This window comes from Aquimarina litoralis (assembly GCF_019295435.1).
GTDB classification, from domain to species: domain Bacteria; phylum Bacteroidota; class Bacteroidia; order Flavobacteriales; family Flavobacteriaceae; genus Aquimarina; species Aquimarina litoralis_A.
In genome coordinates, this window is record NZ_WEKL01000005.1 from 1 (window position 1) to 23,505 (window position 23,505).

At 32.8% G+C, this 23,505-nt stretch carries 22 protein-coding genes; 13 read left to right on the forward strand and 9 right to left on the reverse strand.

Translation table 11 applies throughout. From position 1 onward, the window contains the following. The first annotated feature begins 546 nt into the window (after nucleotides 1-546). The 4 genes from GBO31_RS03785 to GBO31_RS03800 all read left to right on the forward strand — a co-directional run bounded on the left by GBO31_RS03785 (nucleotide 547) and on the right by GBO31_RS03800 (nucleotide 4,641). Entirely contained in the window at nucleotides 547-1,821 is a 1,275-nt protein-coding gene (locus GBO31_RS03785) for a hypothetical protein (protein ID WP_219006987.1), read from the forward strand. Nucleotides 1,822-1,909: 88 nt separating this feature from the next. After that, a complete protein-coding gene (locus GBO31_RS03790) occupies nucleotides 1,910-2,356 on the forward strand; it encodes a hypothetical protein (protein WP_219006988.1) in 447 nt (148 codons plus the stop codon). A 114-nt stretch (nucleotides 2,357-2,470) separates the two neighbouring features. After that, on the forward strand, nucleotides 2,471-3,103 hold the full coding sequence (locus GBO31_RS03795) for a LysE family transporter (protein ID WP_219006989.1): 633 nt from the start codon (nucleotides 2,471-2,473) through the stop codon (nucleotides 3,101-3,103). 98 nt (nucleotides 3,104-3,201) lie between these two features. Continuing rightward, nucleotides 3,202-4,641, forward strand: a complete 1,440-nt coding sequence (locus GBO31_RS03800; RefSeq protein ID WP_219006990.1) for a pyridoxal phosphate-dependent decarboxylase family protein — start codon at nucleotides 3,202-3,204, stop codon at nucleotides 4,639-4,641. Nucleotides 4,642-4,647: 6 nt separating this feature from the next. Here the strand turns inward: GBO31_RS03800 and GBO31_RS03805 are convergent, their stop codons facing one another. Continuing rightward, nucleotides 4,648-5,445, reverse strand: coding sequence for a DUF2797 domain-containing protein (locus GBO31_RS03805; protein ID WP_219006991.1), 798 nt, complete (start codon nucleotides 5,443-5,445; stop codon nucleotides 4,648-4,650). A 124-nt stretch (nucleotides 5,446-5,569) separates the two neighbouring features. Between GBO31_RS03805 and GBO31_RS03810 the strand changes: the two genes are divergently transcribed. Further along, nucleotides 5,570-7,102 (forward strand): GH3 auxin-responsive promoter family protein, encoded by a 1,533-nt coding sequence (locus tag GBO31_RS03810; protein WP_219006992.1) that lies wholly within the window; start codon nucleotides 5,570-5,572, stop codon nucleotides 7,100-7,102. Between the two features lie 236 nt (nucleotides 7,103-7,338). Then, on the forward strand, nucleotides 7,339-7,680 hold the full coding sequence (locus GBO31_RS03815; RefSeq protein WP_219006993.1) for a hypothetical protein: 342 nt from the start codon (nucleotides 7,339-7,341) through the stop codon (nucleotides 7,678-7,680). Nucleotides 7,681-7,796: 116 nt separating this feature from the next. Here GBO31_RS03815 and clpX read toward each other — a convergent pair whose 3' ends face one another. The 8 genes from clpX to GBO31_RS03855 form a co-directional block, all read right to left on the reverse strand. Continuing rightward, on the reverse strand, nucleotides 7,797-9,029 hold the full coding sequence (gene clpX / locus GBO31_RS03820) for an ATP-dependent Clp protease ATP-binding subunit ClpX (protein WP_219006994.1): 1,233 nt from the start codon (nucleotides 9,027-9,029) through the stop codon (nucleotides 7,797-7,799). A gap of 95 nt (nucleotides 9,030-9,124) precedes the next feature. Continuing rightward, nucleotides 9,125-9,799 (reverse strand): ATP-dependent Clp endopeptidase proteolytic subunit ClpP, encoded by a 675-nt coding sequence (clpP, locus tag GBO31_RS03825; RefSeq protein ID WP_219006995.1) that lies wholly within the window; start codon nucleotides 9,797-9,799, stop codon nucleotides 9,125-9,127. Nucleotides 9,800-9,901: 102 nt separating this feature from the next. Continuing rightward, entirely contained in the window at nucleotides 9,902-11,224 is a 1,323-nt protein-coding gene (gene tig, locus GBO31_RS03830) for a trigger factor (RefSeq protein ID WP_219006996.1), read from the reverse strand. 86 nt (nucleotides 11,225-11,310) lie between these two features. Beyond that, nucleotides 11,311-11,658: a phage holin family protein gene (locus tag GBO31_RS03835; RefSeq protein ID WP_219006997.1), complete on the reverse strand. Its 348-nt coding sequence runs from the start codon at nucleotides 11,656-11,658 to the stop codon at nucleotides 11,311-11,313. A gap of 101 nt (nucleotides 11,659-11,759) precedes the next feature. Then, nucleotides 11,760-13,301, reverse strand: coding sequence for a G-D-S-L family lipolytic protein (locus tag GBO31_RS03840; RefSeq protein ID WP_219006998.1), 1,542 nt, complete (start codon nucleotides 13,299-13,301; stop codon nucleotides 11,760-11,762). A 7-nt stretch (nucleotides 13,302-13,308) separates the two neighbouring features. Further along, nucleotides 13,309-14,562, reverse strand: coding sequence for an OmpP1/FadL family transporter (locus GBO31_RS03845; RefSeq protein ID WP_219006999.1), 1,254 nt, complete (start codon nucleotides 14,560-14,562; stop codon nucleotides 13,309-13,311). A 122-nt stretch (nucleotides 14,563-14,684) separates the two neighbouring features. After that, complete coding sequence (locus GBO31_RS03850; RefSeq protein WP_219007000.1) at nucleotides 14,685-15,452, reverse strand: alpha/beta fold hydrolase; 768 nt, start codon at nucleotides 15,450-15,452, stop codon at nucleotides 14,685-14,687. Between the two features lie 8 nt (nucleotides 15,453-15,460). Next, nucleotides 15,461-16,174: a pyridoxine 5'-phosphate synthase gene (locus tag GBO31_RS03855; protein ID WP_219007001.1), complete on the reverse strand. Its 714-nt coding sequence runs from the start codon at nucleotides 16,172-16,174 to the stop codon at nucleotides 15,461-15,463. A gap of 98 nt (nucleotides 16,175-16,272) precedes the next feature. Between GBO31_RS03855 and GBO31_RS03860 the strand changes: the two genes are divergently transcribed. From GBO31_RS03860 to GBO31_RS03890, 7 genes are all read left to right on the forward strand, one after another. Beyond that, on the forward strand, nucleotides 16,273-16,929 hold the full coding sequence (locus GBO31_RS03860) for a CBS domain-containing protein (protein ID WP_219007002.1): 657 nt from the start codon (nucleotides 16,273-16,275) through the stop codon (nucleotides 16,927-16,929). 42 nt (nucleotides 16,930-16,971) lie between these two features. Continuing rightward, the gene (locus GBO31_RS03865) at nucleotides 16,972-17,856 is read left to right on the forward strand and encodes an NAD kinase (protein WP_219007003.1); all 885 of its coding nucleotides are present in this window, start codon (nucleotides 16,972-16,974) and stop codon (nucleotides 17,854-17,856) included. Nucleotides 17,857-17,956: 100 nt separating this feature from the next. After that, the gene (locus tag GBO31_RS03870; RefSeq protein ID WP_219007004.1) at nucleotides 17,957-18,640 is read left to right on the forward strand and encodes a DUF6089 family protein; all 684 of its coding nucleotides are present in this window, start codon (nucleotides 17,957-17,959) and stop codon (nucleotides 18,638-18,640) included. A 4-nt stretch (nucleotides 18,641-18,644) separates the two neighbouring features. Further along, nucleotides 18,645-19,382: an isoprenyl transferase gene (locus GBO31_RS03875; RefSeq protein WP_219007005.1), complete on the forward strand. Its 738-nt coding sequence runs from the start codon at nucleotides 18,645-18,647 to the stop codon at nucleotides 19,380-19,382. A 4-nt stretch (nucleotides 19,383-19,386) separates the two neighbouring features. Then, nucleotides 19,387-22,017, forward strand: coding sequence for a BamA/OMP85 family outer membrane protein (locus tag GBO31_RS03880; RefSeq protein ID WP_219007006.1), 2,631 nt, complete (start codon nucleotides 19,387-19,389; stop codon nucleotides 22,015-22,017). A gap of 36 nt (nucleotides 22,018-22,053) precedes the next feature. Next, nucleotides 22,054-22,920 (forward strand): OmpH family outer membrane protein, encoded by an 867-nt coding sequence (locus GBO31_RS03885; RefSeq protein WP_219007007.1) that lies wholly within the window; start codon nucleotides 22,054-22,056, stop codon nucleotides 22,918-22,920. A gap of 43 nt (nucleotides 22,921-22,963) precedes the next feature. Then, on the forward strand, nucleotides 22,964-23,473 hold the full coding sequence (locus GBO31_RS03890; protein WP_219007008.1) for an OmpH family outer membrane protein: 510 nt from the start codon (nucleotides 22,964-22,966) through the stop codon (nucleotides 23,471-23,473). Nucleotides 23,474-23,505 lie beyond the last annotated feature (32 nt).

The following is a 23,505-nucleotide window of genomic DNA, read 5'->3' on the forward strand; positions in this document are numbered from 1 at the left end:
GTTCCTTACTCAGATACTGATAAAATTATCTGGTCTATATTATATTTTGAAGAAATGATCAAAAAAATGAGACTAGGTAAGGACGGAAATATATAAAGCAATAAAACTATCGATTAAAAACAAAAAAATACGATAAATTTTATTTTACAAAACTTTTTTATCTCATATTTAAAATAAAACACTCTTATAAATACGGGAAAATTGTAAAACTCCCTAAAATTTAAAAATATCACAAAAACCTGATTATCAGTTTTTTAAATAATTATCGATATATCGTAAATAAAAAAAATCTAAATAAAAACAGTTTTGTTTATATTTTTGCAAAAAAAAGTAAACAAAACATAAATAACTGATAATCAGTGTCATTTTTTTAATAAAAGTAGGAAATTTACTCTTAATATTTTCATAAATAAATACATTTTGACGACGAACGTACAAATATTACGGTAAACACGTAACCGACTTTAGCAAAAGTGTATTACTTTAGTATCGCTAAAAAAGAAGAAAGAAATTTCTTCTAAATCGATAACCCCAAAATAAGCTTTTATGAAACTAAGATGCGCCCTAATTACGTCTACGTTATTTTGTTTTTTATCTTTCAATTCAAACGCTCAAGATTTTAATACCAACGATAGTAAATGGATAAAAAGTTGGGCTAACTTCACACCGAATTCAACAGAATACCCAGAAGCAGATGAAATTATTCCAAACATAATCACGGAAGACACTTATTTAAGTAATGATTCTGTATATCTTTTATCTGGAGATGTATATGTTACTGCAAACGCCATCCTAACGATTCAAGAAGGAACAATAATTAGAGGAGATCATGAAAACCCAGCTAATCTTATCATTRCGAAAGGTGCCAAATTAATAGCTGTGGGATCTGAAGCATATCCAATTGTATTTACTTCCAATAAGGCTTCTAAGTCAAGAGCTAGTGGTGACTGGGGTGGAATTATCATTGCCGGTTCTGGTAAAGTCAATTCAGTATCTGGAAATTCATTAATTAAAGGAAAATTTAATCCACAATACACTGTTTATGGTGGCAACAAAGAAGATGAACAAACCGCAGTAATGAGATACGTTCGTATTGAATTTCCTGGTAATAAGAATCACGGTACTGAAAGTATCAATGGTTTATCTTTATTTGGCATTGGAGCGGCTACGATAATAGATCATATTATGGTGAGTTATTCTGCTCAAGATTCTTATAGTTTCGCTGGTGGAAAAAGTAATATCACAAACATACTTTCGTATAAAGCCGAAGATGATGATTTTCAAATTTCAGAAGGTTTTAAAGGTGATTTAGATCATTTTATGGCAATACGTCATCCTTATATCAATAGTCCTAAAGGATCTTACGCTCTAGAAATAGATGGATATAATAAAGAGCAAGGTTTCTTAAAGCCAAGTGCTATTACAGATGTTACCATTACCAACTCAACATTTGTAAATTTATCTGATAATACTAACTATATCCATACTTCTTCAGCAATTTCCGCTACGAATTCTGCAATGATATATTTACATAATTCTAAAATATCTGGATTTTCTAATGTGGTAAAATTTGATGAATCTTATACCTCTTTAGCAGTTCTTGAAAGAGCTTTCAAAATGGATAACAGCTTCTTTAATATTCACGGAGAAGGTGTAGAAGTTAGTTATAGACCAAACACCGGAGTTTTAAATATCCTTAAATATAACAGATTTACAAAAGATTTTGTAAGTGTTGATAAACTGTTTGAAGATCCAACAAGTAAAACAATTCCAAGATTTCAACTTAAGAAAGCAATGAATAATTATATGGTAATGCAATAAAATATTTACCACTTTAATAAAATACCCTTTTTTTGAGCCCTTAATCAGCCCCAAACCTGATAACTGAACAAATACGATCATTTAAATTATGCTAAAATCACAATTTCTAATAGGCTTTATCTTTTTTCTATTCATTCAATATTCTTATGGCCAGAAAAAAGATGAAGCCATTTTTTTTAACAAGAAAGATCAAATCACTAGATTTCATACTATTAGTGATCTAGAAAATCTAAAGAAAGGACAACTCATTAAGCTTTACCAAGATAGAATAAAGGAGATCGTAACAGTTCTCCCTTTTCTATCTTTAACAAACGAACCTGATGTACGGCTTTCAGATTTAGGAATCAAAGAAGATTCTAATCATATAAAATCTCTCAAAAAAAGCACAGAAGCTTCTCAAGAAGCCATTACTGCATTCCAAACCTCTGTAGAAGAACTTGTTCCTTATGCAGATACAGAAAAAATTATCTTAACTATATTATATTTTGAAGATATAATCAAAAAAATGCGAATAGGAGTTACTAGAAGTCTTTAAAACTATTATATTTTCCAAAAGGTCTCTTATGATAAGTCTCCTTATGGGAAGAAAGTCTGGAAAATTACAAGGACTTATATGTAAGGGTGAAATAGAATTTACTACTAACGAGACATGATTACTTTCTATCTTATTCTCGGAATTTTGATTTCTACAATTGGTGCACTTCCACTTGGAGCGGTTAATATTGCAGTTATTAATACCACCATCAAAGAAAACACCCAAAAAGCATTTCGTATTGCATTAGCAGCAGGTATTGCAGAAGTATTGCTAGCTCTTTTTGCACTTCACTGTAGCATGGAATTGACTGGTTTTTTTGAAAAAAACCAATGGATCCAGATGATTACGATTATTGCATTTCTAACTATTGGGCTTTATTTTCTGATATATAAAAAAGATAGTCGTCCTTCTAAAAAACAAACTAAAATTAAGTTAGGAAAATCGAAGTTTCTTACCGGTTTTTCACTAGCATTTTTAAATCCACCTGTAATTCTTTACTGGATTATTGCAATTTCACTTGTTAACAAACATTTCTTTGAACTTTCTTTACAAACCTCATTAGCTGCGCTATTTTTATTCTTTTTTGGAATATATCTAGGTAAAATCAGCACATTATATTTATACAGTAGATGGGGAAATCGAATGGCAAATAAATCTGGAGATTCCAAATCCAAGTTATTTCGCATTATAGGAATTGCATTAATTGTTATTTCATTGGTTCAAGGATTAAAATTAGTCGTTTCTTAATAAAAGATTAGTTTAAATACTTTTTTTATAACCAAATTTACTAGTACGAACAATTAAAAACCTAATACCTTTGCAATTGATTTCTATAAAAAATAAATATGAAAGAAAAGGATCTCAATGCTAAGTTGCAATTATCTAAAGAAGATATGAAACAATATGGTTATACTATTATAGATCATATTGTAGAACATTTTGAGAATCAAAATTCTAAAAAACCCGTTGCAATTGCCTCCAGAGAGGAGATGGATCATTTACTTACTGAAAACATTCCGCATACATCTTCAAAACCTCAAGATGTACTTAATTTTGTAATGGAACAAGTAATACCTCAGAGTACTATTGTTACCCATCCAAAATCATTTTCTTTTGTGCCAGGACCAAGTAATTACATAAGTACAATGGCAGATACCATAGCTACCGGATTTAATATTTTTTCTGGTGGTTGGGCTGCATCTCCTGGCGCAGCAGAATTAGAAATCCTTACCATGAATTGGTTACTTGAAATCTTTGGTTTTGGAAAAAAAAGAGGTGGAGGAATCTTCACCAGTGGTGGATCCATGGCTAATTTAACAGCATTAGTAACTGCAAGAAGAATAAAATGTGGAGATGATTTCTCTAAAGCCGTAATTTATTTATCGGATCAAGCTCATTCTTCAAATATAAAAGCAATTAAAGTAATCGGTTTTAAGAAGAGTCAAATAAGAATCATACCTACAGATTTAGAGTTTAAAATTTCATTAAACAAATTAAAAAACGCTATCGCCAAAGATCGTCTTCAAGGCTTAGAACCTTTCTGTATTATTGCGTCTGCCGGAACTACTAATACTGGTACGGTAGATCCATTAAATGAAATTGCCAAAATTTGTAAAGACGAAAAACTATGGTTTCATATTGATGGAGCTTACGGTGGCGCAGCGATATTAGCAAATAATGGAAAAAAACTTCTAAAAGGTATTGAAAAAGCAGATTCTTTAACCGTTGATCCCCACAAATGGTTTTTCCAGCCTTATGAGATGGGCTGCCTGTTGGTTAAAAATCATAATTGGCTAAGCGGTACGTTTAGAGAAAAACCCGAATATTTAAGAGATGTAGAAGGAAACCAATCGGAAATCAACTTTTATGATCATGGAATTCAACTAACGCGTCGTTTCAGAGCATTAAAATTTTACATGTCGCTAAAAACATTTGGTTTAGACTCATTTAAAAAAGCGATTCAATATAATATTGAATTAGCAGAAAAAACAGAAGCCATTTTGCGTAAAAGCTCTAAATGGGAGGTAGTTTCACCTGCAACACTTGCTGTAATCAACTTTAGATATAATCCTATAGAAAAGAATCTTTCTGAAAAAGAAATTGATGTAATTAATCAGCAAATTTCTGAAAAAATGATGCAATCTAGAGAAGCCCTATTAGTCACTACTGTCCTCTTAGGGCAAGTTGTTTTAAGAATGTGTTTGATTAATCCAAGAACTACTTTAGATCATATTAAAGAAACCATTACTCAATGCGAAAAATATGGGCAAGAATTATTGAAATAAGACTTTTTAGTTAGACATTGTTAATTGAACGACATAGCCTTCATTATTTCTAACATTAAAAACAGTATTATCTTCGAATATTAGATATTGACCTTTAATACCTTTTAAAACACCAGTATATTCTGGTGTTTTTTCTAGATTTAAACTTTTCAGTTTATTTGGGTATTCTAATACAGGAAAAGTTAGTTCAGTTTCAGTATTATTCTCAATAAAATATTCCTTCGCCTCATCAGGAATATAGTGCTTTAATCTTTCTCTATACTCAACTAAATTTTCATCTTCAATCTCATTTTTAAGCATTTTCCTCCAATTGGTTTTATCTGCTATATGCTCTTTTAATGCTACTTCTGTTATACCTGCAAGATATCTGTTTGGTACTTCTACTATTTCAATAGCTTCATGAGCTCCTTGATCTATCCATCTGGTTGGAACTTGTGATTTACGAGTGACTCCTACTTTTACATTACTGGAATTCGCTAAATAAACAATATGAGGTTGTAATTGTACTTTCTTTTCAAAATCCAAATCCCTATCCTCTATTCCTAAATGCGCTTTACTTAACTCAGGTCGCATTACCCAATCACCGACTTGAGGTTGACTATAAAAATGTTCGTAACAATACCCTTGTCGATAAATTTTAATGTTTTCTCCACATGCTAAACACTGATATCCTACAAATTTTATGGTAAGGGTTTTATTTAGTAGTTGATTCACGTGTATAAAATCAGAATCAAACACCAAATAGTACTGAATTGGGTCTCCAATCTCCGTTTGCATCTTCGTAAGAACACCTTGATATTGCATGAAAAGTTTAGTTATAAAGTTAAATCTATAAAAAAAATGTAATTATTTTTATTATTTTAGTTTCCAACGAAAAGTAATTACACAATCATTTTATATTAATTAAAGCTCAAAGATACATCAAAAAATGCCAATCCCTTTAGTCAATTCTATAGCTAGCTGGTTTCTGAAAAAGCGTTTTCACCAGATGGAGCTTTTTTTGAAATATCCAAATGAAGTACAATTGGAATTGTTGCACGTTTTACTTGAAACGGCAAGAAATACCGAATTTGGAAAACGTTACGACTTCTCCTCTATTCATAATTATGAAACGTTCAAAGAACGTATACCGATTAGATCCTATGAAGATTATGAAGAAATGATTGAACGAAGTAGACTTGGAGAACACAATATTTTCTGGCCTACTCCTATCAAATGGTTTGCAAAATCTAGCGGAACCACTAATGCTAAAAGCAAATTTATTCCTGTAAGCCAAGAATCATTGGAAGATTGTCATTATGCAGCTGGAAAAGACCTGTTGTGTATGTATCTAAATAATAATGAGAATTCAAAGTTATTTACAGGGAAGAGCCTTCGTTTAGGAGGAAGCAAAGAGTTATATAAAGAAAATGGCACTTCATTTGGCGATTTATCTGCTATTATTATAGACAATATGCCTTTTTGGGCCGAATATAGCTCTACGCCTAGCAATGAGGTTTCTTTAATGAGTGACTGGGAAACCAAAATGATCGCCATAGTTAATGAGACAATACAAGAAAACGTTACTAGTTTAGCAGGTGTGCCCTCTTGGATGCTTGTTCTATTAAATCAAGTATTGGAAACAACAGGTAATGAAAATTTATTTCAGATCTGGAATAATATAGAAGTATACTTTCATGGAGGTGTAAGTTTTGAACCTTATCGGGATCAGTATAAAAAAATATTTCCTCGTGATTCTTTTAGATATTATGAGATTTATAATGCTTCTGAAGGCTTTTTCGCCATTCAAGATCAAAATGACTCTTCTGAGTTATTATTAATGCTTGATTATGGAATTTTCTATGAATTCATCCCAATGGACACCTATGGTACCAATGATCAAAAAGTAATTCCGTTAAGTGAAGTTGAAATTGGTATAAATTATGCTGTTATTATTACTACAAACGCAGGTTTATGGAGATACAAAATAGGTGATACTGTAAGATTTACTTCTACAAATCCGTACCGAATCAAAGTTTCAGGAAGGACCAAACACCATATCAATGTTTTTGGTGAAGAGTTGATTATAGAAAACGCAGAAGAGGCATTACGTAAGACAACTAAAGAAACCAATTGTGAAATCGTTGATTATACCGTAGCGCCAATTTTTATGAAAGACAAGGAAAAAGGAGCCCATGAATGGATTATAGAATTTAACAAGCATCCTGAAGACCTTGAACTATTCACTAATTTGTTAGATCAAAATTTGCAAAATATCAATAGCGACTATGAAGCCAAACGATATAACAATACTACATTAAATATATTGCGAATTAATAAAGCAAGACCTCATCTCTTTTATGATTGGCTTAAAAAGAATGGAAAATTAGGAGGTCAACATAAAATACCTAGACTTTCCAATTCTAGAAAATATATGGATGAATTACTGGAGTTAAATAAGATAAAATCATATACGTTATAACTTTTTTTATAAGAAAAATCTTGTCGAAAAAACAATAAATCCCCCCAGTTTAAAATTTAAATTTTACGGTAAAACCGTAAATCTATTACGTAAGAATTTCTTTTTTTACTCAAAAAATGAGTATTTCATCGATTAAAAAAAACGATTTATCTAAAAGTTTAAAAATAACTTTCTTGAGGGTCTTTTTCATATTAAATTTGTTACCAGATAGTTACAACTTCTAAATGTCCCAAAATATGAAAAAGTTTATACTAAGCGTTGTTTTTATTTGTTTCTTTGGAGCAATTTATGCTCAGGAAACAACTTCAAATTCCATTCATGAAAAACAAAACAATTCTTCAGCTGAAGTTGTATCAAAAAACACTAAAAATTTACAAAGTAATACTAGCAACCGATTAATCAATGAAGCAAAAGTTTGTTATAGCGAAACTTCTAAAACAGCTTTTTATGAAGTATTGATTTCTAATAATGGTTTTAATATTGATCTCAAGAATAGCACTGACCTTGTTATCAAAAACACAGAAGAAATAATCTCGAAGAAAAGGGATGAAGTATTATATTCAGAAAAAGACGAATAAAACTTCTGTACAACTAAAGAAGGCATTCGCAATATGCTTTTTTAACCATTAACTCTAAAATAAAAAGCTCATTAGAAAATACTAATGAGCTTTTTACTTATATATAGGTTCTTCGATTACGAAACTGCTTTTAACTTATTTATTGTTGCTTTATTAAGCTTTTTCTCAGCATAATCTTTAGTAACTCTTAATTCAGTTTCTTCACTCTCTGGCAATTCATACATAGCATCTGTAAGTATAGCTTCACATAAAGAACGTAGTCCTCTCGCTCCTAGCTTATACTCTACTGCTCTTTCTACAATATAATCCAAAGCTCCAGGTGTAATCGTAAATTCGATATTATCCATCTCGAACAACTTCTTATACTGCTTTATAATTGCATTTTTTGGCTCTGTTAAAATTGCTCTTAATGTATGATTATCTAGCGGATTCATATGCGAAAGAACTGGAAGACGACCAATTATCTCAGGAATCAACCCAAAATCCTTCAAGTCTTTTGGTATGATATATTGCAATAAGTTATCTTTTTCAATAGTATCTTCTGTTTTAGAAGCACTAAAGCCCATTGCTTGCATATTAAGTCTTTTCTGAATAGAACTTTCAATTCCATCAAAAGCTCCTCCAGCAATAAAAAGAATATTCTCAGTATTAACTTCAATAAATTTTTGGTCAGGATGCTTTCGTCCTCCTTTAGGAGGTACATTAACTATAGTTCCTTCTAATAATTTTAATAAAGCCTGTTGCACTCCTTCTCCAGAAACATCTCTGGTAATACTTGGGTTATCGCTTTTTCGAGCTATTTTATCAATCTCATCAATAAATACAATACCTCTTTGCGCCTTTTCCAAATTATAGTCCGCAGCTTGCAAAAGACGTGTCAAAATACTCTCCACATCTTCACCAACATATCCAGCTTCAGTAAGTACTGTAGCATCAACAATAGCTAAGGGCACATTAAGCATTTTAGCAATAGTTTTTGCAATCAATGTCTTACCAGTACCAGTCTGACCAACCATAATGATATTACTCTTTTGAATTTCGATATCATCATCTGTACTCGGTTGTAAAAGTCGCTTATAATGGTTATAAACGGCTACAGACATTACTTTCTTCGTAAACTCCTGACCGATTACATATTCGTCCAAGAATTTCTTGATTGCCATAGGCTTACGAAGCATCAATTCAGAGCTTAACTCTCCCGTTTCTTCATCTCTCGCTTCTTCAACAACAATTCCGTGCGCCTGAACAATACAACGATCACAAATATGAGCATCTAAACCTGCTATAAGCAGATTAGTTTCCGATTTTTTTCTTCCACAAAACGAGCATTCTAATTCTTCTTTCGGCATAATTATCTATTTCAAAAATTAGTCTATTTTTTTTTACAAAAACAGACATTCTAGGGGGCGCAAATTTACTATTTGCTATTATTACTTTACTAAAATTATTCTCTTGTTAATATTTCATCAATCATCCCATATTCTAAAGCTTTATCTGCCTTCATCCAATAATCTCTATCACTATCTTCATACACTTTATCATAGGTTTGCCCAGAATGCTTTGCGATAATTTGATACAATTCTTCTTTTAAGGTTAAGATTTCTCTCGCAGTAATTTCAATATCGCTTGCTTGTCCTTGCGCTCCACCAAGAGGTTGATGAATCATAACTCTACTATGTGGTAATCCTGAACGCTTCCCTTTTTCTCCAGCACATAATAATACCGCACCCATTGATGCAGCCATACCTGTACATATAGTAGCAACATCTGGCTTTATAAACTGCATGGTATCGTAAATTCCAAGGCCAGCATAAACACTACCACCTGGAGAGTTTATATAGATCTGTATATCTTTTGAAGAATCCACACTTTCTAAAAATAATAATTGTGCTTGTATAATATTGGCTACCTGATCATTAATACCAGTACCTAAAAAGATAATACGATCCATCATAAGACGAGAGAATACATCAAAAATAGCAACGTTCATCTGTCGCTCTTCGATAATATTTGGTGTCATTCCTACTGGATACATACTACTAATAATTTTATCATAGTAGTTACTATTGATACCATGATGCTGTGTAGCGTATTTTTCGAATTCTTTTCCGTAGTTCATATGTTCTTCTTCTGAAATTTTATTTTTATAAAAAAAGGCGTTAACCAAACCTTGGTTTAACGCCCTAAATATAAGTATAAATTCCTTATAAGTTTGTGTTGATTATTTGTAAACTTCTTTTACAAAATCATCAAAACTCACTTCTTTTTCCTTTAATTTAACATTCTCTTTGTAATAACCAAGTAATTTCTGACTCATTAGTTGTTCAGAAATTCTTTTTACCTCATCTTGATTAGATAAAATTCTAGCAGCAATCTCTTCTAACTCCTTATCTTCAGGGGACATTTGTCCAAACTGTGCCATTTGACCTTTGATTAGATCCTTTGAAAAATCTTTCAACTCTTCAAAAGTCACTTGTAAATTATTATCACTAATAATTTTACCTTCGATCAACTGAAAACGCAATCCTTTTTCACTTTTTTCGTATTCATCTTTAGCTTCATCCTCAGTTAATGGCTTCTCTCCAGTAGCTTGAATCCATTTCTGCAAAAACTCAGCTGGTAAATCAAACTTAGTATTTTCTAAAACACTTTCAGTAACATCATTAAGCAACTGCTGATCAGATTGTTGTACAAATTGACGATCTGCATCCTGTTTGATTTTTTCTTTAAGCTCAGTAACAGTCTTTACTGCATCTTTTCCGTACAACTTATCAAACAATTCCTGATCTAAATCAGCTAATTCCTGCGTATTGATTTCAGAGATCGTAAAAGTTACTTCGATCTCTAAACCATCAGCATCTTCTTCGCTAATTTTTAAAGCACTTATCAGATCACGTTCTTCAGAGAACAATCCTTTTGTTTTCAATGTAAGTACATCTCCAACCTTAGCTCCAATAAATTTATCTAAATTTCTTTTACCTTTTATTTTATCTAAAGAAATAGTAGTTTGATTATCTATCTCTTTTTCTTCGTTAACAAAAGAACCACTGATCAAATCATCCTTTTCAGCACTTTCTTTAGCTACTAATTTACCATATTGCTTCTGTATAGTTTTGATCTGATTATCAATCATCTCATCACTAGCTACAATCTTATAATGTGTAATAGCTTTTTTACCATTCAATTTAATCTCAAACTTTGGTGCTAAACCAAGTTCGAATTCAAAAGAATAGTTATCAGCATCCCAATCAAAATTTTCCTGTTCCTTTGGTAATGGATTTCCAAGAACATCTAATTTCTCTTCAGTTAAATACTTATTAAGAGCCTCTTGTAACAGTTTATTTACTTCATCCACTAAAACTGCTTTTCCATATTGCTTTTTAACCAATCCCATTGGCACATGACCTTTTCTAAAACCAGGAATATTAGCGTTTTTGCGATAATCCTTAAGAATAGTATCTACCTTATCACTGTAATCTTCTTTTGCAATATCTACTGTTACTACAGCATTTAAATCGTCTAATTGCTCTTTTGAAATATTCATTATCTCTACTTTTTTGTACTAAAAATCGGGTTGCAAAAGTAATACTTTTTTACAACTCAACAAAGTTTTAACTCACTGAAAAACAGTTAGCTTTTATCTTTCTTCAAAATAGAGTATAATATAGATTGAAACACCGATAATAAAATACTAAAAATTAATGCCCATAACCATCCGTTTACTCCAAAACCGGATACAAAATGATCTGCAATCAAAATAATTGCGGCATTGATAACCAACAAAAACAATCCTAAAGTAATAATAGTAACTGGCAACGTTAATATCACTAATAAAGGTTTAACTACAGCATTCAAAATAGCCAAAAGCACTGCTACAATAAGTGCGCTTATATAACTATCCACACTAACTCCTGGTAGAATCTCAGCCAATACTAACACTGCAATGGCACTGAGAATCATTTTAATTAAGAATTTCATTATAAATTGGTTTAGGTAGTCTTGAAATTACTAAAAACAAAGCAATAAAAAAACCTGCTATTCAAATAATAGCAGGTTTTTTAAATAGTATCTAAAAAATCTTAGTTTACTTCGTTACTAAATGTTACCGTTCCATAATCACCAGGATTTACAGAAGGCAATGTTGCACCATACTTACTTTCTATAGCTTCTAGAACTGCATTAGTTACAATAGCATGTGCTCTTGGAGAAGGATGCACCCCATCCAGTGAAAATCCTCCACCTGTTACAAAATCTGAAGTTACTAATCCTGCATCAAATGGAATTCCTCCATTCGCTGCTTGTTGTAAAAGTGATTTAACATCTACAAATGCTAAATCATTGGCAAATGCTAACTGACCGATAGTTGTATTAAAAGCTGCTTGCGCATTTGCTACTGCCGTTTGCTCAGCTACTGTTAACACATCTGCATCACCTAAAGGTACAGAAACACCAGTAATTAACGTTCCGTCTCCTGTTAGATCAACACCTATATTCCCTAAAGAAGTTAATGGAATCAGATCTGAAGAAGTAGCTTGTCTCAACTGCCCTAAAAGCCCAGCTGTTTGAGGGTCTAAGTTAAATGGAGGCCCTTGGATTATTGCAGTAACATCTGTTAAATCTTCGTCTACAATAGTTACAAAATTTTGACCTGCCACAAAATTAATTTGTCTTTGTGCTGCTTCTGCAGCAGTAATAACACTTGCCTGAACTAATCCAGGAAGTACTAAATTATTATAAGCAGCGAACTGAGTATTTAAAACATTAGCCGTAGGAGCATCTAAAGGCACTGCATTTGTTGGTACCGTTGTAAAGAAAGGTAGCGATGTAACACTTGGCAAGTTTAATAATACACCTTTAGCTCCATTTGCTGTAAGTGCTGCCACTAGATTACTGTAAACTGATGCAAAAGTGTTACTATTTGTAATATCAGTACTTCCATAAGTTGAAGGATCGATATTACCTGTAATATTATGATCTTCACCAACTCCACCTGAAGTTGCATAACTAAGAATATCATTATTTCCTATCCACAAACTGAAGAACGTTGGGTTTTGAGCCACTGCATCTCCAATTACTGTTGCTTCAGCTGCAGAAGCAAATCTTGCAAAGTAAGGATTTGCTAAACCTGCTGCTACGCCAGCAACATTTCCATATCCAGGTGCTGCTAAATGATAACTTTTCGCTCCAGGAACTCCCATATTATTAAAAGAACCTCCTAGATTATTAGAAATCTCAGTCGTTGGCATAGCCCCAGTATAGGTAGCTGGTCCAGGATTACCATCAGCATCAACAGCCAAAACCAAACGATTACCTAAAATCTGCGTACCACCCAATAAAGCTCCACCAGCATTATCCGCCATAAGAGGTTGTGTAAAATCTCCACCTCCAGCTAATTCAAACTGTTGGGATAAAATATTAGGATAAGAATTTTCTTGTCCTGTAATATACAAGGCATTATCTGCAAAACCAGCTGTTAGAGAATTCCCTAAAGCAACATAGTTAGAAAAATCTGCCTCACCACTAGTATATACTCCTGCTTCATCAATTGGATTATCAAATTCTGGCTCACATGCCACTAAGCCTAATGCCAGAACTGCTAAATATTTTATATTGTTTTTCATCTTCAAATTATAATTTATAAGTTAAACCAAGTCCTGGCGCAAATGCGCTTGATTTATAAGTCCCTCCAAAAGAGGTAACAGCTCCTGTTGCTGGATCCACAGCAAAATCATAAGAAGCATCAACTTCTTCGAATCTTAGATAGAAGAAAGAAGCATCGATTGCCAATTTTGGAGTAATTGCAAAGCTTAAACCACCTGAAAATCCATGGGAATCATTACGTGGTGTCTCTGGTGCAAAAAATCCAGGTTGCACGGGAGATTCATCAAAATAATAACCAGCTCTAAGCGATATTTTAGAAGTAGCATCATATTGTAAACCAAAACGGTATACAGAAGAATTCTTATAATTTCGAGGATTGATAGAAGTAGTACCAYTTCCGAATTGAATATCTAGAGATTCATACACATCCCAGAATTGTCTGTTATAATCAAATGCAAACAACCACTTTTCATGAAATTGGTATGAAAGTCCTAGTGTTAACTCCGCTGGCAACGGTAATTCAGCATCAAAGGTAGTAGTTTGATTAGCCGGTGTTAAAGGAGAATTTGGGAAATTAGCAAAAGTCGCTTCTCCTCCTTCAGCTTCTAATATAATTTCGCTTCGGTAACTAAATCCTAGTCTAAAGTTTTCAGTAGGATTAAACATAGCACTAACACTCCATCCCCAATTAGTAACTCCAGAATCATCGACTGTAATATTTGAACGATTTCCATCAATATCAGTCAATGTTCTATTCAAGTTTCTATTAAAGTTAACAGAACCCGTTACAAAAATAGGTCCACCACCAATACTAAATTGGTCTGATAATTTGATGGAAACAACAGGCTGGATGTATATTGCTGCTAATTCTATATTATTTACTAAATGTGAACCAGCCCAATCTGTAGGCCAAGTCACTTCACTACCATAAGGAGTATATACTCCAAGACCAAGAGCTAACCAATCATTAACTTTATAAGAACCATACAAGTTAAGAGGAGTACCTACAGAACTATCGGTTTCAGAAGAAATTCCAAGGTCAGAATTTTGATAAATTACATCTGTAAAAATACCACTTGCTCCGGCACTTACATTCAATTTATTTTCCAGATATACCAGACCCGCTGGATTAAAGAATACTAGCTCTGCACTATTTACCACAGCCACACCCGTGTGCCCCATAGCCATTGCTCTCTGTCCTTGCACACTAACTCTATATCCACCGGCATAGGTGACAAAAGTCACTGTGGCGAATAGAACTAATAATAGTAGTTTTTTCATAATAAATTAAAATTGTTTTTGTTTTTATTAGAATTTTGTAAAAATCAAGCTTCAAATTTAGCAGAAAATACCAATTATCCAACTAAATCATTAAAATATTATGCATACATAACATTTTTTCTTCATTTTTTAAGAAATTCCAACAAAACTGAAAAAAACTCAGCTGGATTTTCTGCATGCAGCCAATGTCCAGAATTGGAAATTTCCCTAATTTCAGCATTTGGAAATTGCATCAAAATTGATTTCTCATCTTCTTCTAGAATATAATTTGATTTATCACCTTTCATGAAGAGTGTATTTCCTTCATACACAAAATCTTCAGGAAGCTCTACTCCTATTTCAGAAGAATTTGCTATCAAACTATCCAAGTTCATCCGTAAACCTAATTTTCCTTTTTCTTTCCAGAATAAGTTCTTCATCAAAAACATCCGGACTCCTGGATCTTTTACATAATCACTTAAAGATTGATCCACTTCTGATCTGCCTTTTAAAATCTCAAAATCCAAAGCACCTAGCCCATCCAAAATATCTTGATGGTGAAGAGGATAATATTTTGGCCCAATATCAACAATTATTAATTTATCTATCATTTCTGGATAGTTCATTGCAAAAAACATAGCTGTTTTACCACCCATTGAATGACCAAGTAGAATAATTTTTACAAGATTATTATCCTTACAATAATTGTATACATCTGAAGCTAATAGTCCATAATTGAAATCATCGCTATGTGGGCTTCTACCATGATTCCTTTGATCTACTAGATGCATTTGATATCCTTGCTCCGAAATCTTCTTAGCCAGCGTTTTCCAATTGTCCCCCATACCTAAGAAACCATGCAGAACAATAATAGGGGTTCCTTCTCCAAAAACATTTGCGTGTAATTTCATAATCAAAACTATTTAAGTCTGTGTAAATACATATTCACCACATTTTCCAAACCAAGATATATGGATTCACTAATAAGTGCATGTCCTATGGACACCTCTAGCAATCCCGGAATATTTTCCTTAAAAAACTGAATATTATCTAGCGAAAGATCATGACCTGCGTTTACTCCTATTCCTAGATCGATTGCAAGTTGTGCGCACTCGGCATAAGGTTTAATAGATGCTGTATTGCCTTTTACATATTCGGAAGCAAAAGTTTCTGTGTATAATTCAATGCGATCCGCTCCGGTATCTTTAGCACCCTCTATCATTTTTTCGATTGGATCCACAAAAATTGAAGTTCTAATGCCATTGCTTGCAAACTCCGAAATTACCTCTTTCAAAAAGCTTTTATGTGTTATCGTATCCCAACCCGCATCACTAGTAATAGCATCCACTGCATCTGGAACCAAAGTAACCTGCGTTGGTTTAACAGCTTGAACTAATTCTATAAAATTAGGTATTGGATTTCCTTCTATATTATATTCAGTGTGTACAATACTTTTTAAATCATATGCATCTTTATATTTAATATGTCTTTCATCAGGTCTTGGATGGATAGTAATCCCTTCTCCTCCAAATTTTTGAATATCTGAAGCTACTTTTAACAGATCAGGAGTATTTCCACCTCTCGAATTACGTAAAGTTGCAATTTTGTTGATATTTACACTTAACTTTGTCATAGTTTTTGATATAACTTTTAATAAATAACAAAAATACGAACTTGATAGAGCCTCGGTTACATATTTTTGATTAATTTGCATAAAAAGCCCCGGGAATTATGAAGACAAGCTTATACATTATAAACGAAATAGAGCCGCTTACCACCTCGGCAAAAGTTGGGGAGGCACAGCTTTTATTTAACGAACTTACGTATACACATTTTCCAGTTTTGAATGGCAAAACCTATATTGGGTGTATTGCCGAAGCCGATGTTAGATGCTTTGAAACTGAAAAAAACCTGGAATCTTATTTATATGCAATGGAAGGTTTTTTTGTGAGGGACGATGCCAATTGGTTAGATATATTAGAGTCTTTTGCACAAAATCATTCGAACATAATGCCTGTTTTAGATGATTCTAATAATTATCAAGGGTATTTTGAACTAAGAGATATCATGAATCTCTTCAATGAAACGCCTTTTCTTAGTGAGCCTGGTAATATTCTAATTGTAGAAAAAGGAGTCTTAGATTATTCTTTTAGTGAAGTCTCACAAATTGTAGAATCAAATAATGCTAAGTTACTTGGACTCTTTATATCGAATATGGAAAATGATGTAGCTCAAATTACTTTAAAAGTAAATGATAGCGACATCAACAATATCGTACAGACTTTTAGAAGATATAGTTATAATATTGTATCCAAACATCATGAAGATTCGTTTTTAAACAACTTAAAGGAAAGATCTCAGTATTTAGAAAAGTATCTAAATATCTAGCTTACCCTAATTTATAATTAATACAAAATAACCGAAGTCATAATGAAGATAGGTATTTACGGCCAGTTCTATCATGAAAATTCTGGAGTATATATTCAGCAGTTGTTAGAAGCACTGGACAAAAATAATATCGAAGTAGTTATAGAAAAGAACTTTCTTGAACTCATAGAACTTCATGAAGATATCGATAAGAGCTACTCTCATTTTAGCACTTTTGAAGAGCTAGATCACTCTTATGATCTCTTTTTTAGTATTGGAGGAGATGGAACAATCTTAAGAACCATTACTTATGTAAGAGACCTAGGGATTCCTATAGCTGGAATTAATACAGGTCGTTTAGGTTTTTTAGCAACCATTCAAAAAGAAGAAATCAAAGACACTATCGATCTTATTTTAGACAAAAAGTATTACATTTCTCCTAGAACAATTGTAACTATTGATACAGCACCACCTTCTAATGAATTTGGTGTTCTCAATTTTGCAATGAACGAAATTGCTGTAAGTCGAAGAAATTCCACATCGATGATCACTGTGCATACTAGTCTTAACGAAGAATTTCTCACTTCATACTGGGCAGATGGATTGATTGTATCTTCACCAACGGGTTCTACAGGTTATTCATTAAGTTGTGGAGGACCTGTTATGATGCCTGATGCGGAAAGTATGGTATTAACACCTATCGCTCCTCATAACCTGAATGCAAGACCACTAGTCATTCCGGATAGCAAGGAAATTAAGTTGCAAGTTTCCGGAAGAGAAGATTCATATTTAGTATCTCTAGATTCACGAGTACACACCTTACCCAATGAAACCACCGTGGTGATTAAAAAAGCTCCTTTTAAAATTAACATGGTAGTTTTGGAGGGAGATAGTTTCTTAAAAACCCTAAGAAAAAAGATGCTTTGGGGTGAAGATAAGCGTAATTAAACAATAAAAACTGCTAAAAAGTGTTTTTTAAACCATACTATTTTACTCAAATTCTTGTGTAGTAAAGTTAATTGTTATATTTGCAAACTTTTGAAAATCTATGAGATACTTAGCATCCTTTGTATTAATTTTGTTTTTTGGGCAATTTATGAACTCCCAAACCTATGAGGTTGGATTAATGGTTGGTGGCTCTAACTATATTGGAGATGTAGGATCTACCTACTATATATCGCCAAATGCTTTGGCAATTGGTGCCATTGGAAAGTGGAATAGAAGTAAGCGACATGCTTTTAGAGCTTCTTTTCTATACGCTAACCTTAAATCAAATGATTTAAATGGAGATGATAGAAGAGTTCAAAGAGGTTTTAGTTTTAACAACTCTGTAAAAGAATTATCTTTAGGATTAGAATATAATTTCTGGGAATGGTATTTGTATGATGGACAGCCACAATTTACCCCATACCTTTATACAGGTTTAACCGGTTTTAATTATAGTGCTAAAGCGGTAGATCCAAATAATGGTAATCAAATTAGCTCATATAGTGAAAAATGGAGTGTAGCCATACCAATGGTTGTTGGTATTAAAAAAACCATCGGAAGACATTGGGTTTTGGGTGCTGAAATTGGTGCAAGATATACATTCACTGATAATTTGGACGGAAGTGATCCAGACAGTGCATTTGGAACTGGATTTGGAAATTTAAACAATAATGACTGGTATGTATTTACTGGGATAACATTATCTTATACATGGGGTCGAATTCCATGTTATTGTGCATTTTAAAAAAATGATTAATAAAGAACAACTAAATTCTAACATTCCGGAACACCTTGCCATTATTATGGATGGCAACGGAAGGTGGGCAAAAAAGAAAGGATTCTTTAGAGCCGTTGGTCATGAAAATGGTACTAAAGCTGTTAGAGAAGCTGTAGAAGCATCAGCAGAAATTGGCATAAAATACCTTACGTTATATGCTTTTTCTACAGAAAACTGGAACAGACCTAAGTTAGAAGTTGAGACTTTAATGAGACTTTTAGTCAATTCTCTCAAAAAAGAAATTAAAACTCTTCAAAAAAATAATATTCGATTAAACGCTATCGGAAACCTTCAAGCACTACCAGAAAAAGCAAGAAAGGAATTGCTGGAAGTTATTGAAAAAACTAAGGATAACACGCATATGACCCTTTCATTAGCACTTAGTTATGGCAGTCGTGAGGAGCTTATAAAAACTATTCAAGAAATAAGTAATAAAGTTAAAAATAATGTACTTTCGCCACATCTTATAAATGAAGCAGTCATTAATGAGCATTTGTATACCAACAACCTGCCTGATGTAGACTTATTAATACGTACTAGTGGAGAACAACGTATTAGTAATTTTTTGTTATGGCAGATTGCGTATGCAGAATTATATTTTACTGAAATATTATGGCCTGATTTTAAAAAAGCAGATTTATTTGAGGCCATTTTAAATTATCAACAAAGAGAAAGAAGATTTGGAAAAACTAGTGAGCAGCTTAGTTAAAGAGATGACAAAAAAATTACCTATTACGTATTTTGCATTCCTTGCATTTTTATTAAATACAGTATTACTTTCGGCGCAAAATTTACCTGGCACTTCTGGAAAAGAATATATTATTGCGGATATCAAAGTAACTGGGATATCTACCTACAATGAAAATACAATTATAACTTTTACAGGGCTTAAAAACGGTCAACGTATTGCTTTGCCTGGGGATCGAATTAGCCAAATAATTAAGAAGCTATGGGATCTAGAATTATTTAGTGATATCAACTTTTATATCACTAAAGTGGAAGGAGACAAAGCATATCTTGAAATAAACATTCAAGAAGTTCCTGAGCTAAGTCAAGCAAGAATCGAAGGTGTAAGAAAACGGAAAGCCGAAGATTTAATAAAAGATAACAGTCTTAATCCCGGAACTAAAGTTACCGAAAACCTTATTACCACTACTCGAAATTTTATTACGAACAAGTATCGTAAAGATGGTTTTTTGAATACCAAAGTTATTATCAACACTACTCCCGTAAAAGATACAGTTCCTACAAATAAGGTCAATATGTTGGTGCGTATTGATAAAGGTGACCGTGTAAAAGTTGATAAAATCAGAATTAACGGGAATGAACAGTTTTCTGATGGTAAGGTAAGATCCGCCATGAAAAACACTAAACAGAAAAAATTCTGGAGATTCTGGAAACGTTCGAAGTATATCAAAAACGATTATCAAGAAGATAAAGAAAGTATCATTAGTAAATACAAAGAAAAAGGATATAGAGATGCAAGAATTACATCTGATTCCTTAATCGTTGAAGATGATAACAGTGTTTCTCTTAACCTTTCTATTGAAGAAGGAAACAAATATTATTTTGGAGATATTAACTTTTTAGGTAATAGCGTTTACTCTGACAACCAATTAGCACGACAATTGGTTATTAAAAAAGGTGATGTATACAACGGTGTTTTATTAGAAAAGCAAATTGCTGATAATACCAAGCCTGATGCGAATGACCTAACAAATCTATATCAAAATAACGGATATTTATTTTCTACAATAGATGCTGTAGAGACTGATGTAAAAAATGATACCATAGATTTTGAAATAAGAATTCGTGAAGGAAAGTTGGTACGATTTGATCACATTACTGTATCTGGAAATGATAAAACAAATGATCATGTGGTTTATAGAATTCTAAGAACCCAACCTGGTCAAATATATAGTAAAGATCTTGTAGTAAGAACAGTGAGAGAAATAGGTCAGTTAGGATTTTTCGATCCAGAACAATTAGAACCTCAATTCAAGAATGCTGATCCACAAGCAGGAACCATTGATATCAATTATCCAGTAGTAGAAAAAGGTGCAAGTCAGATAGAACTACAAGGAGGTTTTGGARGCGGTGGTTTCGTTGGAACGCTTGGTTTAGCTTTTAGTAACTTCTCCATTCGAAATATTTTCAAAAAAGAAGCTTACAGCCCACTTCCAATGGGAGATGGACAAACCTTAAGAATTCGTGCACAAGCAAGTCAATTCTTTCAAACCTATAGTCTTTCGTTTGTAGAACCTTGGTTGGGCGGAAAAAGACCGTTCCAGCTTTCTACATCATTCTCGCATACCATTCAATTTTTATTTAACAATAGAACACGTGACGTAGATAGAGACAGTAAGTTCTTAATTACTGGTGGTTCTATAGGAATTGCTAAAAGATTAAACTGGCCAGATAATTACTTCACATTATCTCAGGCAATAAGCATACAGCATTATAATCTTAAGAACTATAATACTCGATTATTTACCTTTGGTAATGGATCATCCAACAACCTTGCATATACCATTGGTATTAATAGAAATAATACTGCAGTAAATCCGATTTTCCCAACTTCTGGATCAGAATTCAACTTGGTTGCAAAGTTATCTTTACCATACTCGTTATGGGATGGTACAGACTATGGAGCTTTAGCTGATCAACGAGCAAACTTATTAGCAGAACAAGAGGACTTAGTAAACACGGATCCTACTAATGATAGAATTGGAGAAATAAGTACTGAAATAGGAGAAATAGACCAAGAACGTTTTGATTGGTTAGAATATTACAAACTTAAATTTGATGCTACTTGGTACACTACTCTTACGAAAATCGGTAAACAACCATTAGTTTTACGTACAAGAGGAGAATATGGTTTTCTAGGTGCCTATAATAACAATAGAGGAAATATTCCATTCGAAAGATTTTTTGTAGGAGGAGATGGATTAGGAGCCACTGCACTTGATGGAAGAGAAGTTGTAGCCCTTAGAGGATACCCAAATCAGTCAATAATTCCACTAAGTAGAGCAAATGATCCAGATTTTGTTGAAGATGGGGCAACAATTTATAATAAATATTCGTTAGAACTTCGTTATCCAATAACTCTAAAACCATCGGCATCTATATATATGCTAGCGTTTTTAGAAGGAGGAGCTTCTTATGATAGCTTTAGAGGATTCAATCCTTTTCAATTAAATCGTTCTGCTGGAGCAGGTTTACGTATCTTTATGCCAGCCTTTGGACTGCTGGGTATTGATTTTGGGTATGGTTTTGACCCAATTCCGGGTACGACAGGAAATAATGGATGGGAAACTCACTTTATCATTGGACAACAATTTTAATTTTGGCACGATTATTTCTATAAACAACACAGAATCATGAAAACAAGAGTTCTTTTAGTATTAGCAGCTATTCTTTGGGCATCTTTCTCCAATACAGCTGAAGCTCAAAAAGGTATTAGAATTGGTTACATTGATATGGATTATATCCTAGAAAATGTACCAGAATATAATGAGGCTTCCGCAGATTTAGAGAAAAAAGTTCAAAAATGGAAAGTAGAGATAGAGGCTGAATTAAAAGAGGTTGAACAAATGAGAAAAGATCTCAACAATGAACGTGTTTTGCTTACAAAAGAATTGATCGAAGAAAGAGAAGAAGACATTTTCTTTAAAGAAAAAGAGATTCTTGAATATCAGCAAAAAAGATTTGGACCTAATGGAGATTTGTTTATCCAAAAAAAGAGATTAGTTCAACCGGTACAAGATCAAGTTTTCGTTGCAGTACAGGAAGTAGCTAAAAATAAAAAATATGATTTCATCTTTGACAAGTCAGCAGATCTCGTGATGCTTTATTCAGCTGATAGACATGACATCAGTGATCAAATATTATTAAGGATCAATCGAGCTTCCAAAAGAAAACAAGTTAATAGCAGAAAAGAAAAGAAAGCGCTTGAAAGAGCTGAAAAAAGAAATGCTGAACAAGAAAAAGAAGTAACCGATAGAGAAAAGGCTAATGCAAAAAAACAATCGGAAAGAGATCGATTATTAGCCGAAAGAAAAGCAGCTAGAGATTCAATAAGAGCTGCTAAGAAAAAAGAATTTGAAGAAAGAAGAGCTAAATTATTAGCCGCTCAAAAGAGAAGAAAAGACTCTATAAAAGCATTAAAAGAACAATTGAAAAATGATACTCAGTCTAACGAAAATGAAAACAAAGACGGAGAGACTGAAGAAAACGGAAATAACTAGAGAAATTAATTTTTAAATTTATAACACACTTAATATTATTAAAATGAAAAAGTTTAGAACCCTATTAGTAGCTTGTGCATTAGTTTTAGGAGCATCAAGTTTCGTAAATGCGCAATCTAAAGTTGCTCATATCGCGTCTCAGGAGCTAGTAGAAGCAATGCCTGCTTTTAAAGCTGCCAAGAGCGAAATTGAGAAACTAAACAAGACATATGAAGCTGAAATCAGAAATATGGTATTAGAATTACAAAATACCATGAAAAAATACCAAGCAGAGGCACCTTCTAAAACTGAGGAAGAAAATGCAAAAAGAGCGCAAGAAGTTCAAGCTACTGAGAAAAGCATAGGTGATTATAGACAGAACGCTTTACAAGATCTTCAGAAAAAAGAAATTGAATTATTAAAGCCTATCTATGAAAGTGCTCGTGTATCTATCCAAAAAGTTGCAAGAGCGCAAGGTTTCCAATATGTATTAGATTCTACTACAGGTACAGGAGTAATTTTAGCAGATGGAAAAGATCTAATGGCAGATGTAAAAAAGGATTTAGGTATCTAAAAAATTACCTTTATATAATTTAAAAAAGCAAT

Excerpts from the sequence above, each read along its gene's own strand:
- GBO31_RS03790 (WP_219006988.1), top strand. The coding sequence starts at position 1,910 with ATGCTAAAATCACAATTTCTAATAGGCTTTATCTTTTTTCTATTCATT.
- GBO31_RS03795 (WP_219006989.1), top strand. The coding sequence starts at position 2,471 with ATGATTACTTTCTATCTTATTCTCGGAATTTTGATTTCTACAATTGGT.
- GBO31_RS03800 (WP_219006990.1), top strand. The coding sequence starts at position 3,202 with ATGAAAGAAAAGGATCTCAATGCTAAGTTGCAATTATCTAAAGAAGAT.
- GBO31_RS03805 (WP_219006991.1), bottom strand. The coding sequence starts at position 5,445 with ATGCAATATCAAGGTGTTCTTACGAAGATGCAAACGGAGATTGGAGAC.
- GBO31_RS03810 (WP_219006992.1), top strand. The coding sequence starts at position 5,570 with ATGCCAATCCCTTTAGTCAATTCTATAGCTAGCTGGTTTCTGAAAAAG.
- GBO31_RS03815 (WP_219006993.1), top strand. The coding sequence starts at position 7,339 with ATGAAAAAGTTTATACTAAGCGTTGTTTTTATTTGTTTCTTTGGAGCA.
- clpX (WP_219006994.1), bottom strand. The coding sequence starts at position 9,029 with ATGCCGAAAGAAGAATTAGAATGCTCGTTTTGTGGAAGAAAAAAATCG.
- clpP (WP_219006995.1), bottom strand. The coding sequence starts at position 9,799 with ATGAACTACGGAAAAGAATTCGAAAAATACGCTACACAGCATCATGGT.
- tig (WP_219006996.1), bottom strand. The coding sequence starts at position 11,224 with ATGAATATTTCAAAAGAGCAATTAGACGATTTAAATGCTGTAGTAACA.
- GBO31_RS03835 (WP_219006997.1), bottom strand. The coding sequence starts at position 11,658 with ATGAAATTCTTAATTAAAATGATTCTCAGTGCCATTGCAGTGTTAGTA.
- GBO31_RS03840 (WP_219006998.1), bottom strand. The coding sequence starts at position 13,301 with ATGAAAAACAATATAAAATATTTAGCAGTTCTGGCATTAGGCTTAGTG.
- GBO31_RS03850 (WP_219007000.1), bottom strand. The coding sequence starts at position 15,452 with ATGAAATTACACGCAAATGTTTTTGGAGAAGGAACCCCTATTATTGTT.
- GBO31_RS03855 (WP_219007001.1), bottom strand. The coding sequence starts at position 16,174 with ATGACAAAGTTAAGTGTAAATATCAACAAAATTGCAACTTTACGTAAT.
- GBO31_RS03860 (WP_219007002.1), top strand. The coding sequence starts at position 16,273 with ATGAAGACAAGCTTATACATTATAAACGAAATAGAGCCGCTTACCACC.
- GBO31_RS03865 (WP_219007003.1), top strand. The coding sequence starts at position 16,972 with ATGAAGATAGGTATTTACGGCCAGTTCTATCATGAAAATTCTGGAGTA.
- GBO31_RS03870 (WP_219007004.1), top strand. The coding sequence starts at position 17,957 with ATGAGATACTTAGCATCCTTTGTATTAATTTTGTTTTTTGGGCAATTT.
- GBO31_RS03875 (WP_219007005.1), top strand. The coding sequence starts at position 18,645 with ATGATTAATAAAGAACAACTAAATTCTAACATTCCGGAACACCTTGCC.
- GBO31_RS03885 (WP_219007007.1), top strand. The coding sequence starts at position 22,054 with ATGAAAACAAGAGTTCTTTTAGTATTAGCAGCTATTCTTTGGGCATCT.
- GBO31_RS03890 (WP_219007008.1), top strand. The coding sequence starts at position 22,964 with ATGAAAAAGTTTAGAACCCTATTAGTAGCTTGTGCATTAGTTTTAGGA.